This is a genomic window from Erwinia persicina (genome assembly GCF_019844095.1).
Taxonomy (GTDB): Bacteria; Pseudomonadota; Gammaproteobacteria; order Enterobacterales; family Enterobacteriaceae; genus Erwinia; species Erwinia persicina.
Map to the genome: position 1 here is coordinate 4,192,465 of NZ_CP082141.1, position 14,083 is coordinate 4,206,547.

Here is a 14,083-nt window from a genome sequence, read left to right on the forward strand (position 1 = left end):
TTCACAGCATTAATGAACGGGAGGAATGAATGGCCGTCTCTGAAGATCGTCTGAAAGGGATCACTGCCTTTGTCGCCACAGTGGAGAGCGGCAGCTTTACCGCCGCCGCCGAACGGCTGCATCTGACCAGCTCTGCCGTAAGTAAAAGCATGGCGAGACTGGAAGCACGCCTCGGATCTCGGCTGTTTGAGCGCACCACCCGCCGTCTGGCACTGACCGATGCCGGGCAGGCCTATTACGACACCTGCACCCGCGTGCTGGGGGAGCTGAGCGAAGCCGAATCGGTGCTGGCGGCCCAGCGAACCATTCCGGTCGGCCGCCTGCGCGTGGCCGTCCCCCATACCTTTGGTCGCCTGCATGTGATGCCGCTGCTCAATCACTTCTGCCGGCAGCATCCGGATATGCAGCTGAACCTGTCGTTCTCGGACCGGTTTGTCGATCTGTTTGAAGAGGGTATTGACGTCGCGGTGCGCATCGGTGGGCCAGGCCGCTATCCCCCTTCTCTGGCGGTGCGCTATCTCGGCTGCGAACAGCTGATCTTCTGCGCCTCACCTGACTACCTGACGCAGCACGGCACCCCGCAGTCGTTAGCGGAGCTGGAACAGCACCGGGCGATTGTCTATGACCGCATCGACGGCAGCACCAGCCCGTGGCATGTCACCTCGCCGGATGGCCGCATCACTACGCGTACCGTACCGCACCGGATGGCGCTGGGGGATGGCGAAGCGCAGCGCTCCGCGGTCATGGCCGGGCTGGGTGTGGCGCAGATGGCGACGTGGCTGATGGAAGAGCAGTTGGCACGCGGTGAGCTGGTGCCCTTCCTGCCGGAACTGACAGTGCCGGGCCTGCCGCTGTACGTGGTCTGGCCGCGCAGAAAGCAGCTCACGCCGAAAGTGGATGCGCTGTTAAGCGCGCTGGAGACATTGAGGATTGGATAAGTAAGGGCGATCGCAAAAGACGATCGTCCCGCTGCAAAACTCTCCCACGGAGCCGCAGCAAAACTGTCGCGGCTGACCTTCCTGTTCGGTCAGCCCGCAGGTTAACCGTGAAAACCCAGCTCGGCAGAAATGGCTTTGGCCGTGGCCACCACCGGAGCCATCAGCTTTTTCACCCCAATCTGCTGGAGTTTCGCCGTCGGCAGGGACACGGATACCGCATACGGCACCCGCTGCTGAATATCAAACACCGGGGCAGCAATGCAGGAGACGCCCAGTTCGTTCTCTTCCCGATCCATAGCGGTGCGCTGCTGGCGAATGCCCTTCAGCTCTTCCAGCATTTCTGGCAGCGTGGTGATGGTATTTTTGGTCAGGGGCTGGATGGTTTCCTGATGGCTCTGCCAGTACTGCGCCGGATACTCTTCGCTGCCCCAGGCCATAAAGATTTTGCCCATGGCGGAACAGTACAGCGGCATATGCTGGCCGATGTAGGCGCGGGTACGCATCATGCCGGTGGTCGGTTCCAGCTTGTAGATCAGGATCACATGGTCATCTTCCCGGCTGGAGAAGTTGACCGTCTCCCCCACCTCCAGATTCAGCTTTTCCAGATGCGGTGCCGCCACGTGGATCACGTTCAGCGATGAGAGCGCCTTCTGCCCGACGGAGATAAATTTCGTGGTCAGACGATAGCTGCCCGGTGACGGCGCCTGGGTGACATAGCCGCTGCTGTGCAGCCCCTGCAGCAGACGATGCACCGTACTTTTGTTCATTCCGGACAGTTCAGACAGATGGGCCAGCGGGCAACCGTTCGGGTAGTTGCTTAAGAGTTCAATCAACTGAAGGCCACGGAACAGGCTCTGCGTCCCCAGCGGTTTGTCTTTCTTATCGTCCTTCACGCTATCCGCTTTTACGCTCATCCACGCTTCCTCTTGGTTTCCTTCGCCCCCTCGCGGGGCGGTGCCCGATGTTACCCCATGCTTCCCGCACTGTGAATATGGAACGATGTTTCAGTGTGATTTCTGCGGCGTAAATCGCCCGGAACGCCACGAGACAGAAGTGAGCTGTCCATCACAATTCCATAACAACAAAAATAACTTATTGTTTTTAAATGATAAATAAAACACTCACTCCTTTGCTTTCCGCCCCAACTGAGAATAGTATTTTTGAAACTCGATTTCGCATATTGAAATATTGCGGTGATTTTTCTGGCTTCACCGCTGTTAATGCTCACCAGGAGTTGCAGGAGGCTGCCATGCAGCATACACCCGGTACACCCATTCTTACGCTGAACCACATCACCAAACGCTTTGGCGGCAATATCGCCGTCAACGATGTCAGCCTGGACGTTTTCCCCGGTGAAGTGGTCGCCCTGTTAGGGGAAAACGGCGCCGGAAAATCCACGCTGATCAAAGTGCTCGCCGGGGTGTACAGCCGCGACGAAGGCGATATTCGTTTCCGTGAGGCCAGCATCGCCTCCGCCGCCAGTTTAAAAACCGCCCGGCAACAGCCGATCGCCTTTATTCATCAGGATCTCGGGCTGATTGAGTGGATGACCGTCGCGGAAAATATGGCGCTGGTGATGGGCTTTACCCGCCGCATGGGGCTGATTGACTGGCGGGCGGTGCGCGAACGTTCCCGCGCGGCCCTGGATGAGGTGGGTATCGCGCTGGATCCGGATGCCCGCGTCTTTGAACTGTCACGTACCGAAAAGTCCCTACTGGCCATTGCCCGCGCCGTGGCGGTAAACGCCGAGGTGCTGGTGCTGGATGAACCCACCGCGTCCCTGCCCGCCAACGACGTGCGCCACCTGTTCAGCGTGATCAACCGTCTGAAAAGTAAAAAGGTGGGCATGATTTACGTCACCCACCGCCTGGACGAAGTGATTGAGATTGCTGACCGCGTCTGCGTGATGCGCGACGGTAAACGCGTGGCGGGGGGGATGACGGCGCAGTACAAGCTGCGCGATCTGGTGGAGATGATTGTCGGAGAGGCCATTGAGGGCGATCGGCGCGAGCCGCTGCCGGAAGCCCGCCCCCCGGTGCTGACCCTTGACCGGCTGTGCACCGGTGAAGTCGGCCCGGTCTCCTTCAGCCTGCAACCCGGCGAAATGCTGGCGCTGGCCGGGCTGCGCGGGGCAGGCCAGGAGGAAATTGGCCGCCTGCTGTTTGGCCTGCGTGAGCGCAGCGGTGGCAACATTCAGTTCCGCGATAACGCCTATCACGCCGGGTCGCCGCAGCAGGCGATGGCGGCAGGCGTCTCACTGGTGGCGGGTGACCGCACCGGGGAAAGCCTGGTGATGTCGATGAGCGTGCGGGAAAACCTGTTTATCAATCCCTGTGCCAGCGGCCACCGCCTGCTGTCGCGCTACGGCCGCCGCGCCGAAATCGGGGCCAGCTGGTGGAAGGTACAGCTGTTCGATGTTCGCCCTAAGGACGTCAATCTGGATATCAGTGCGCTGTCGGGCGGCAATCAGCAGAAAGTGGTGATGGCACGCTGGATGCACCTCAACGCCCCGCTGTTAATCCTTGAAGATCCCACGGCGGGCGTCGACGTCGGCGCGCGGGAAGAGATCTACCACCTGCTGAACAAGGCGCTGGCCGACGGCATCGCGGTGCTGGTGATCTCCAACGATTTCGAAGAGATCGCCCATATCTGCAACCGCGCACTGGTGTTTAACCGCGGTCAGGTGGTGGGCGAACTGAAAAATGAACGCGTCACCTTCGCCAACCTGCTCGAACTGGCTTCGGCCAGCCAGGAAACGCCGGTCGCTAACGTCTGAATCATTAACGCCACCGCCTGACGGTGGCAGGAGAAGCTGTTATGTCCAAAACATCCGTGAAGTCTACCGCGCTGGAGCAGCGGGTCAGCCTCGGCGAGCACGGTGCCGCCGCGTGGCTGATGCAGATCGTCACCCGCTACGGCCTGCTGCTGCTGTGCGTCCTGCTCACCGTCCTGTTCTCAGTGTTGTCGCCCTCGTTCGCCAGCATGCTGACACTACAGGCGATCCTCGCCAGTAAGGCCAAAATTGCCCTGCTGGCGCTGGCCGCCACCATTCCCATGATCGTCGGCAAAATCGACCTGAACGTCGGCTTTGGCATCGTGCTGTGGCATATCCTCGCCATCACCTTACAGGTCGAGTATGGCTTCTCCTGGCAGATGGCGGTGCTGACGGTGCTGGCGATCTCCGCCGTTTACGGCCTGCTCAACGGGATTCTGGTGGCACTGGCGGATATTGACAGCTTCGTGGCCACCCTTGGCTCCGGCACCGTGCTGTACGCCGTTGCGCTGTGGCACTCCGGGGGCCGCCAGATCGTCGGCGACCTGCCCGATGCCTTTATCGCCCTGCACCACACCGAAATATTCGGCATTCCGATTGGCGCATTCTACGTACTGGCCGTGGCCATCGTCCTGTGGCTGATCACCGAACACACTCCGCTTGGCCGCTGCATGTATGCGGTGGGCGGTAACCCCGCGGCGGCAAGGCTGAACGGCATAGCTGTTAATAAATTTACCATCGGCGCGTTTATCGCCTCCAGCGTGCTCACCGGTTTCAGCGGCGTACTGATCGCCGCCGAGCAGGGCGTCGGCCAGGCGAGCGTCGGTATGGATTACCTGCTGCCTGCACTGGTCGGGGCGTTCCTCGGCAGTACCACTATCCGCCCGGGCCGCGTGAATGTCTGGGGCACCGTGGTGGGCATCGCTATTCTCGCCATCGGGATTGCCGGTATCCAGCAGTTTGGCGGCGATTTCTGGGTTGAGCCGCTGTTTAACGGTGCCACGCTGCTGCTTTCCATTACGCTTGCCGGTTACGCCCAGCGCCGCCGGATGCTGAACCAAAAAGCCGTGGTGCGCAGTCAAAACACCCCGGCTGCCACTCCTGACAATAATCAAAACACCATCACTCCGGGGAGTACCTTATGAAACGTCATCTTCTTGCTCTGACTCTTGGCACGCTGCTGGCCGGTTCGCTGCCAGCCTGGGCTGACAGCTACCTCGATCAGGCCACCGCCGCAGTCAGTAAAGCCACCGCCAGCGTCACCCAGTGGGACGGCCCTACCACCGGGCCGACCCTGCAAAAGAACAAGAAGGTGATCTTTATTGCCTCGGATATGAAAAACGGCGGCGTGCAGGGCGTGCAGCAGGGGCTGAGTGAAGCCGCTGCCGCAGCAGGCTGGAAGCTGGAAACGCTCGACGGCGGCGGCTCGGTGAAAGACCAGCTGGCGGCGCTGAACCAGGCCATTGCCCAGCGCCCGGACGGCATTGTCATTGGCGGCTGGAACCCAAACGTGGCCAAAATTCCGCTGAAAAAAGCCGTTCAGCAGAAAATCGTGCTGATGGCCTGGCACGCCGAACCGCAGCCGGGGCCGATTGCCAAATATAACGTGGTAACCAACATCACTTCTGATTCCAACGAGGTCGCCCGCCTTGCCGCGCAGTATGCGGTGGTGCAGTCCGGCGGTAAGGCACAGGTGCTGATTTTCACCGATTCGCTCTATCAGATTGCGCTGGATAAGGCCAATACGATGAAGCAGGAAATTGAGAAGTGCAGCGGCTGTAAGGTGGTGGAGTTTATCGATACGCCGCTGGCCGATACCGCCAACCGCATGCCGTCAATGACCTTCAGCCTGCTGCAAAAATATGGCGATAAGTTTCAGTACGCGCTGGCGATCAACGACCTTTACTTCGACTTTATGGCCCCGGCGCTGAAGACCGCGGGCAAAGGCGGCAAAAACGCGCCGTTTAATATCTCCGCCGGGGACGGCTCGATTTCGGCCTTCCAGCGTATCCGCAGCGGCGACAGCCAGATCGGTACCGTGGCCGAGCCGCTGAAGCTGCACGGCTGGCAGCTGCTGGATGAGTTTAACCGCGCCTTTGCCGGTCAGCCGCCGTCAGGCTATGTCACGCCGGCGCACCTGATCACTAAAGCGAACATCGGCAGCGACGGCGGACCGCAAAACCACTACGACCCGCAGAATGACTACCAGGGGCATTACAAAACCATCTGGGGCGTGAAGTAGCGGAGGGGCTATGCAGAGGACTGACAACCTGACGCTGGAAAAACTCTGCTCCCCGGCACTCTGGGCCGAAGGGCCGGTATGGCTGCCGGAACAGGATGCCGTGGTGTTCAGCGATGTGAAAGGGAACCGCATGTTCTGCTGGCAGCGCAGCGGCGAGGTGAGCCTCTGGCGCTCGCCGTCCCACTACGCTAACGGCAACGCCCGCGATCTGCAGGGCCGGGTAGTGAGCTGCGAGCACGGCCGCCGCGCCATCAGCCGCACGGAGCATGACGGCAGCGTCACGCTGCTGGTGGAGAAAGTGGACGGCAAGCGCTTCAATTCACCTAACGACGTGGTGGTGCGATCCGACGGCACGATCTGGTTCACCGATCCGCCCTACGGGATCGTCAGCGACGATGAGGGTTATCACGCGCACAGCCAGGTGATCGGCTGTTATCTCTACTGTTTCGATCCGATCGCACAGCGGCTGACTATCGCCGCCAGCGATCTGCAGCGCCCCAACGGGCTGGCTTTTTCGCCCGATGAAAGTCTGCTGTACGTGGCGGATATGTCGGTGGTCGACTTTCCGACGCTGGGCCGCCGCCAGCTGCGGGTCTATCCGGTTGACGGCCATGAGCTGGGCAGCGGACGGCTGTTTGCCGAAGTGGCTCCCGGCTTCCCGGACGGTTTCTGCGTCGACGCGCAGGGTTATCTTTACTGTAGCTGCGCCGACGGGGTGATTATTTTCGACAGCAAAGGCATGCCGTGCGGCAAGATCCCGCTGCCGGAACGCGTGTCGAACTGCACCCTCGGTGGCCCGCACGGTAACGAGCTGTATATCACCGCCACCACGTCGCTCTACCGGGTGCAACTCCCGCACTAGCGCGACAGGGCCTTCCCGGCAGCCGGATTCTCCTGCTGCCGGCTTTCGCTCGGCCAGAATCGGGTGGATGTGCCAGCGATCACAGAACCCAACACTATTTTTATATACTTGTTTTATAACGATAAATTACCACCTCATTTCTTTGACTTGTTCTCTCCAGGCGCATAGGATTTATTTGGAACGACATTCCATATATTGAAATAATGCCACCTCCGGGGAGAAACAGCAGTATGAGAATCAGCTATCAGCAGTTGAAAGAGGCGTTCCTGCGGGTGTTACTGGCACGCGGTGTCCCGGCAGATAAAGCCGAAAGCTGCGCCACGATGTTCACCGACACCACCGAGAACGGCGTTTACTCCCACGGGGTGAATCGTTTTCCCCGCTTTATCCAGCAGCTGGACGCGGGGCATATCGTGCCTCAGGCCGAAGCGGAAAAGATCCTTTCTCTGGGGGCCATCGAACAGTGGGACGCTCACCGCGCCATCGGTAACCTCACCGCCCGCAGCATGATGGATCGCGCCATTGAACTGGCCGACGGGCACGGCATTGGTCTGGTGGCGCTACGTAACGCCAACCACTGGATGCGCGGCGGCAGTTACGGCTGGCAGGCGGCAGAAAAAGGCTATATCGGCGTCTGCTGGACCAACTCCATCGCGGTGATGCCGCCGTGGGGCGCGAAAAACTGCGCCATCGGGACCAACCCGCTGATCGTCGCCGTGCCGGGTGAGCCCATCACCATGGTCGATATGTCGATGTCGATGTTCTCCTACGGGATGCTGGAAGTGAACCGCCTGGCGGGCAACACCCTGCCGGTCGACGGCGGTTTTGATAATGACGGGGAATACACCCGCGATCCCGCCACCATCGAAGCCAATCGCCGCATTTTGCCCATGGGTTACTGGAAAGGCTCCGCCCTGTCTATCGTGCTGGATATGGTCGCCACCCTGCTCTCTAACGGCGCTTCCGTAACAGAGATAACCGAAGATAACGGTGACGAATTTGGCATTTCTCAGGTGTTTATCGCTATCGACGTCGATCGTCTGATCGACGGTGCGACCCGCGACAGCAAGCTGGCCCGCATCCGCGAATCGATCACGGGCGCCGAACGCGCCGACGAGCAGCAGGCCATCCGCCTGCCCGGCCACAAATTCCCCGGTATCCGCGCCGAGAACCAGCGCCTGGGGATTCCGGTTGATGAGCGCGTCTGGGCACGTATTCAGGCGCTGTAACGGGAGCAGAGACGATGATTTTTGGCCATATCAACCATACCGATGCCCGCCACTACCCGCCGGCGATTGCCCGTGCCCTGGCGTACTTAGCCTCGCACGACCTGGCGGGCATGGCGGCCGGTCGCTATCAGGACAGCCAGACCGGCTGGCAGGTGCAGGTGCTGGATCTGCATACCGCCCCGCACGGTGATAACTACCCGGAGGCCCACCGCCGTTTTATCGATGTGCAGTACCTGGTGTCCGGCAACGAGCTGATGGGGGTCGCCACGGAAAAAACCGAACCGCCCGTTCACCTGCCTTATGACGACGAACGCGACATCATCTTTTACCGCGACGTGCCGAATGAAACCCTGCTTCTGATGCAGCCGGGCCACTTTGCCGTGTTCTTCCCGCAGGATATCCATCGCCCGAACTGTGCGCTGGACGCTCCCGAGGCCATTCGCAAGGTGGTGGTGAAGATCCCCACGGCCGATCTCGCTGACTGAAAGAGGATCCCTATGAGCCTGACTTCCACCCCGATCGTCCGGGAACCGATCCCCGCCCTGCGCTGGCTGCGGATCATCCCGCCGATCCTGATCACCTGCATTATCTCCTACATGGATCGGGTCAACATTGCCTTTGCCATGCCGGGGGGGATGGATGCCGATCTCGGCATCAGTGCCTCCATGGCCGGACTGGCCGGCGGCATCTTCTTTATCGGCTACCTGTTCTTACAGGTGCCGGGCGGCAAGCTGGCGGTGTATGGCAACGGCAAGCGGTTTATCGGCTGGTCGCTGCTGGCCTGGGCGGTGATCTCCCTGCTGACCGGCCTGGCCACCAGCCAGTATCAGCTGCTGGCGCTGCGCTTTGCGCTGGGGGTGTCCGAAGGCGGAATGCTGCCGGTGGTGCTGACGATGATCGGCAACTGGTTCCCGGATGCGGAACGCGGTCGCGCTAACGCCATTGTGATCATGTTTGTGCCGATCGCCGGGATCCTGACGGCCCCGCTCTCCGGCTGGATCATCACTGCCTGGGACTGGCGCATGCTGTTCTTTGTCGAGGGCGTGCTGTCGCTGTTTGTGATGGCGCTGTGGCACTTCACCATCAGTAACCGCCCGCAGGAGGCGACGTGGATCTCACCGGCGGAAAAACAGTATCTGATCACAACCCTGCACGATGAACAGCTGCTGATCAAAGGAAAAAACACCCGTAAAGCCTCGCTGCGTCAGGTGATGCGCGAGCCGGTGATGTGGCGGCTGATCCTGGTGAACTTTTTTTACCAGACCGGGATTTACGGCTACACCCTGTGGCTGCCCACCATCCTGAAAGGGCTGACCAACGGCAATCTGGAACAGGTCGGCTTGCTGGCGATCCTGCCCTATGTCTGCGCGATCGTCGGCATGTTCCTGTTCTCTGCCCTGTCAGACGCCACCGGCCGCCGCAAGCTGTTCGTCGCGCTGCCGCTGGCCGGTTTCGCCCTGTGCATGGCGCTGTCGGTACTGCTGAAAGCGCATATCTGGTGGTCTTACGCGGCGCTGGTCGGCTGCGGGTTCTTTATTCAGTCGGCGGCTGGCGTGTTCTGGAGCATTCCTCCGCGCCTGTTTAATGCCGAAGTGGCCGGCGGCGCGCGGGGGGTGATCAATGCCCTGGGCAACCTCGGCGGTTTCTGCGGGCCGTATATGGTCGGGGTACTGATTGTCGCGTACAGCAAAGATGCCGGGGTATACAGCCTGGCGATTTCACTGGCCATCGCCTCACTGCTGGCGCTGACGCTACCCGCCCGCTGTGATGCACAGAACAGGGAGGCAGCATGAGCCACTACTGGTTAGGACTGGACTGCGGCGGCACCTTTATTAAAGCCGGTCTGTATGACGCTCAGGGCCGGGAACGGGCGGTATCCCGGCAGACGCTACCGGTACTGGTACCGGAACCCGGCCGCGCCGAGCGCGATATGCCGCAGCTCTGGCAGCAGGCTGCCAGGGTGATTGCGGAGGTGATGAAAATCAGCGGGCTGCAGGCAAACCAGGTCGCCGGGGTGGGCATATCCGCCCAGGGAAAAGGTCTGTTCCTGCTGGATAAACAGCGTCAGCCGCTGGGCAACGGCATCCTCTCCTCTGACCGCCGGGCGCTGGCGCTGGTGCAGCAGTGGCAGCGGGACGGCATGCCGCAGACGCTCTACCCGCTCACCCGGCAGACGCTGTGGACCGGACATCCGGTCTCACTGCTTCGCTGGCTGAAGGAGCACGAGCCGCAGCGCTATGCGGCTATCGGCAGCGTGCTGATGGCCCATGATTATCTGCGCTACTGCCTGACCGGGGAACTGGCCTGCGAAGAAACCAATATTTCCGAATCTAATCTCTACGACATGCAGCAGGGCGGCTGGTCTGCCGCGCTGGCTGACACGCTCGGTATCGGTGACATTCTTCCGGCCCTGCCGCCGATCGTCGGGTCAACGGCCATCGCCGGACAGGTGACCGCAGAGGCCGCTGCCCTGTGCGGACTGCGCGAGGGCACACCGGTGGTAGGAGGGCTGTTCGACGTGGTTTCTACCGCGCTGTGCGCCGGACTGCACGATGACACCCGGCTGAACGCGGTGATGGGCACCTGGTCCGTGACCAGCGGCATCACCGACCGTATCAGCGACGAGACCGGCCACCCGTTTGTCTACGGCCGCTACGCCATTGACGGTCAGTACATTATTCACGAAGCCAGCCCGACCTCGGCGGCCAACCTGGAGTGGTTCTGCCAGCAGTGGGGAATGGATGACTATGCACAGCTGAATCAGTGGGTCGCCGCCCTGCCCCCTGCGCAAAGCTCACTGCTGTTCCTGCCGTTCCTCTACGGCTGTAACGCCGGGGGCGACCTGCACGGCAGCTTCTTTGGTCTGCAGGCAGGCCACCAGCGCGGCCACCTGGTACAGGCGATCTACGAAGGCGTGGTGTTCTCGCACCTCACCCACCTGAACCGCATTCTGACACGCTTCCCGCAGGTCATCGCCCTGCGGTTGAGCGGCGGCCCAACGCGTTCCGCCGAGTGGATGCAGATGTTTGCCGATGCCAGCGGCCTGCCGGTCGAGATCCCACAGATTGAAGAGAGCGGCTGCCTGGGGGCGGCACTGGCGGCAATGACCGGTACCGGGGCCTGTGCCTCGCTGCAAGCGGCGCAGCAGGCGCTGCAACCGGCCATCGTCAGCTATCAGCCGGATGCCGGGCGTCACGCGCTGTATCAAAAAAAATATCAGCGTTATCAGCAGCTAATCACGGCACTGATCGCCGTACAAGGAGTTACCGCATGAGTCATTCCCCTGTTCCCCGGTTGCAGCTGGCGCTCGACCACACCCGGCTGGATGCCGCCCTGGAGACGGCACAGCGCCTGCACCATCAGGTCGATATTGTCGAAGCGGGCACCCTTCTCTGCTTAAGCACCGGAATTGATGCCGTGCGCCAGCTGCGCCAGCTTCTCCCGGGTAAAACGCTGGTGGCCGATTTCAAAGTGGCCGACGCCGGGGCCACGCTGGCAAAACTGGCCTTTGAAGCCGGGGCCAACTGGATGACAGTGATCTGCAGTGCGCCGCTGGCCACCTTTGCCAGCGCGCTGGAAGTCGCCCGGCAGCACCAGGGCGATATTCAGATTGAGCTGTTCGGTCACTGGACACTGGAGGATGCCCGCCGCTGGCGTGAACTGGGGCTGAAACAGGCCATCTACCACCGCGGCCGCGATGCGCAGGCCAGCGGCCAGCAGTGGAGCCCGCAGGATCTGGACGCGATGAAAGCGCTGTCTGATTTGGGCTTTGCGCTGTCGGTCACCGGCGGCATAACCCCTGATGAACTGCCGCAGTTCAGGGACATCGACGTGAAGGCGTTTATCGTTGGCCGGGCGCTCAGCGAAAGTGCCGACGGGCTGGCGACGGCTGCCGACTTCCATCAGGCCATTGCCAACATCTGGGGACACTAACCATGCGCCAACACCCGCTGGGAATTTATGAAAAAGCCCTGCCTTCTCATCTGAGCTGGCCGGAACGTCTGGCCCTGGCGAAAGCCTGCGGCTTCGACTTCGTTGAGATGTCGGTAGATGAAACCGATCTGCGCCTGTCGCGCTTACAGTGGAGCAAAGAGCAGCGTCTGTCGCTGGTCAACGCGATGATGGAAACCGGGGTCAGCATCCCGTCAATGTGCCTGTCCGGTCACCGCCGTTTTCCGTTTGGCAGCCGCGATCCGGAGATACGCCAGCAGGCGTACAGCCTGATGGAGCAGGCTATCCAGTTGGCGAAAGACGTCGGCATCCGCACCATCCAGCTGGCGGGTTACGACGTTTACTACGAACCGCACGACGAAGGAACGGTGGCCCGTTTTGCCGAAGGGCTGGCCTGGGCAGTCGACCGCGCCGCCGCCGCGCAGGTAATGCTGGCGGTGGAGATTATGGACACCGAATTTATGAATGCCATTAGCAAGTGGAAGCTCTGGGATAAGCAGCAGGCCTCGCCGTGGTTCACCGTCTATCCCGATGTCGGCAACCTGAGCGCCTGGGGCAACGACGTTGCCGCCGAGCTGGCGCTGGGCATTGACCGCATTGCCGCCATCCACCTGAAAGACACGCAGCCCGTAACCGCCAGTTCTCCGGGGCAGTTCCGCGACGTGCCGTTTGGCGATGGCTGTGTCGACTTTGTCGGCGTGTTCCGCACGCTGAAAGCGCTTAACTATCGCGGGGCGTTTCTGATTGAGATGTGGACCGAGAAAGCCGAGGAGCCGGTGACCGAGATTGTGCAGGCCCGGCGCTGGATTGAACAAAAAATGCAGGAAGGAGGCTTACAGTGAGCTTAACAACGCTGAAACAGCAGGTGTTCGAGGCTAACCTGGCGCTGCCGCGTCACCGTCTGGTGACCTTCACCTGGGGTAACGTCAGTGCCATTGACCGCAGCCGCGGGCTGGTGGCGATCAAACCGTCCGGGGTGGAGTATGACGGCATGACCGTGGACGATATCGTGGTGGTGGAGCTGGAAACCGGCCGCACCGTTGAGGGCAGCAAAAAGCCGTCGTCCGACACCGCCACGCATCTGGCGCTGTACCGGGCGTTTGCCGATATCGGGGGCATTGTCCATACCCATTCACGCCACGCCACCATCTGGGCGCAGGCCGGGTTGGATCTGCCGGCCTGGGGCACCACGCACGCCGACTATTTCTACGGCACCATACCCTGTACGCGCCTGATGACGCCGCAGGAGATCGCTGACGATTACGAACACAACACCGGCGAGGTGATTATCGACACCTTCCGTTCGCGCGGCATCAGCCCGACGGCGATCCCGGCGGTGCTGGTCAATGCCCACGGACCGTTTGCCTGGGGCAGCACTGCCGACAACGCCGTGCACAATGCGGTGGTGCTGGAAGAGATTGCCTACATGGGGATTTTCTCGCGCCAGCTGACGCCAGGCATGCAGGATATGCAGCAGGTGCTGCTGGATAAGCACTATCTGCGCAAGCATGGAGCGGGGGCATATTACGGGCAGTGACCGCTGGCGGCTTTCTTTCCGCTGCGGTGAACCGGGGTTTGGCCGGCGCCACAGCGGTTAAAAGCATTTCGCTTTCCTGCTGCGCAGGCGAAACGACCCAGGTCAACAGCATTTCGCTTTCCTGCTGCGCAGGCGAAGCGACCTAAGGCCGGCAGTCGCCCCGGCCTTAGGCATCCGCGCTTGCGGCTGGCGCACCGCCCGCTTTTCGCGGGTGCCCTCGTCAGCTTCGTTCGCCGTACTGACCGCTCGTGACGCACATCCCTGTGCTGCACTCACTCTCACCGCCCTCCTGGCCGTTCGTCCTGGCTCACTGCTCTTCCTCAGCGAGGCTTAACGCCGCTTAAAGGTCAAAAACCAGATCATAAGACAATAGACAAAAGACAAAGGCCTTTTTCTGTTTGTAATATCTCAGGTTTTTGGTTTGGGTTTTAACGTTGAAACTGCGCCGAAGAAGCGATGATTTCCAGGACGAGCCGACGGGACGTCGGCACGAGGGGGTGAAGGGGGACGGGCCAATTGCCGTCCCCCTTCAAGACCGCCTGTAAGGCGGC

13 protein-coding genes are annotated in these 14,083 nt (G+C 61.1%); 12 read left to right on the plus strand and 1 reads right to left on the minus strand.

Translation table 11 applies throughout. The annotated features are described in order from the left end of the window. The first annotated feature begins 29 nt into the window (after positions 1-29). Positions 30-938, plus strand: a complete 909-nt coding sequence (locus K6L24_RS19420; RefSeq protein ID WP_118664889.1) for a LysR family transcriptional regulator — start codon at positions 30-32, stop codon at positions 936-938. A gap of 101 nt (positions 939-1,039) precedes the next feature. Here the strand turns inward: K6L24_RS19420 and K6L24_RS19425 are convergent, their stop codons facing one another. Then, complete coding sequence (locus tag K6L24_RS19425) at positions 1,040-1,852, minus strand: IclR family transcriptional regulator (RefSeq protein ID WP_062748038.1); 813 nt, start codon at positions 1,850-1,852, stop codon at positions 1,040-1,042. 335 nt (positions 1,853-2,187) lie between these two features. Between K6L24_RS19425 and K6L24_RS19430 the strand changes: the two genes are divergently transcribed. The 11 genes from K6L24_RS19430 (at position 2,188) to araD (ending at position 13,532) form a co-directional block, all read left to right on the plus strand. Continuing rightward, a complete protein-coding gene (locus K6L24_RS19430; RefSeq protein ID WP_222681760.1) occupies positions 2,188-3,714 on the plus strand; it encodes a sugar ABC transporter ATP-binding protein in 1,527 nt (508 codons plus the stop codon). Between the two features lie 41 nt (positions 3,715-3,755). Further along, a complete protein-coding gene (locus K6L24_RS19435) occupies positions 3,756-4,856 on the plus strand; it encodes an ABC transporter permease (protein ID WP_062748042.1) in 1,101 nt (366 codons plus the stop codon). Further along, positions 4,853-5,953: an ABC transporter substrate-binding protein gene (locus K6L24_RS19440; protein ID WP_062748044.1), complete on the plus strand. Its 1,101-nt coding sequence runs from the start codon at positions 4,853-4,855 to the stop codon at positions 5,951-5,953. The genes K6L24_RS19435 and K6L24_RS19440 overlap by 4 nt, the downstream gene beginning before the upstream one ends. Before the next feature lie 10 nt (positions 5,954-5,963). Further along, positions 5,964-6,815, plus strand: a complete 852-nt coding sequence (locus K6L24_RS19445; protein WP_174522434.1) for an SMP-30/gluconolactonase/LRE family protein — start codon at positions 5,964-5,966, stop codon at positions 6,813-6,815. A gap of 230 nt (positions 6,816-7,045) precedes the next feature. After that, a complete protein-coding gene (yiaK, locus tag K6L24_RS19450) occupies positions 7,046-8,044 on the plus strand; it encodes a 3-dehydro-L-gulonate 2-dehydrogenase (RefSeq protein ID WP_222681761.1) in 999 nt (332 codons plus the stop codon). Positions 8,045-8,058: 14 nt separating this feature from the next. After that, entirely contained in the window at positions 8,059-8,529 is a 471-nt protein-coding gene (locus K6L24_RS19455; RefSeq protein ID WP_062748048.1) for a NanQ anomerase/TabA/YiaL family protein, read from the plus strand. A gap of 12 nt (positions 8,530-8,541) precedes the next feature. Next, entirely contained in the window at positions 8,542-9,837 is a 1,296-nt protein-coding gene (locus tag K6L24_RS19460) for an MFS transporter (RefSeq protein WP_137269813.1), read from the plus strand. Further along, positions 9,834-11,318 carry an FGGY-family carbohydrate kinase gene (locus tag K6L24_RS19465; protein ID WP_222681762.1) on the plus strand — a complete coding sequence of 495 codons (1,485 nt, stop codon included), beginning with the start codon at positions 9,834-9,836 and terminating at the stop codon, positions 11,316-11,318. Before K6L24_RS19460 ends, K6L24_RS19465 begins: the two co-directional genes overlap by 4 nt. Next, positions 11,315-11,977, plus strand: coding sequence for a 3-keto-L-gulonate-6-phosphate decarboxylase UlaD (ulaD, locus tag K6L24_RS19470; RefSeq protein WP_062748054.1), 663 nt, complete (start codon positions 11,315-11,317; stop codon positions 11,975-11,977). Before K6L24_RS19465 ends, ulaD begins: the two co-directional genes overlap by 4 nt. Before the next feature lie 2 nt (positions 11,978-11,979). Continuing rightward, entirely contained in the window at positions 11,980-12,837 is an 858-nt protein-coding gene (locus K6L24_RS19475; RefSeq protein WP_118664893.1) for an L-ribulose-5-phosphate 3-epimerase, read from the plus strand. After that, entirely contained in the window at positions 12,834-13,532 is a 699-nt protein-coding gene (gene araD, locus K6L24_RS19480; protein ID WP_118664895.1) for an L-ribulose-5-phosphate 4-epimerase, read from the plus strand. Before K6L24_RS19475 ends, araD begins: the two co-directional genes overlap by 4 nt. Positions 13,533-14,083 lie beyond the last annotated feature (551 nt).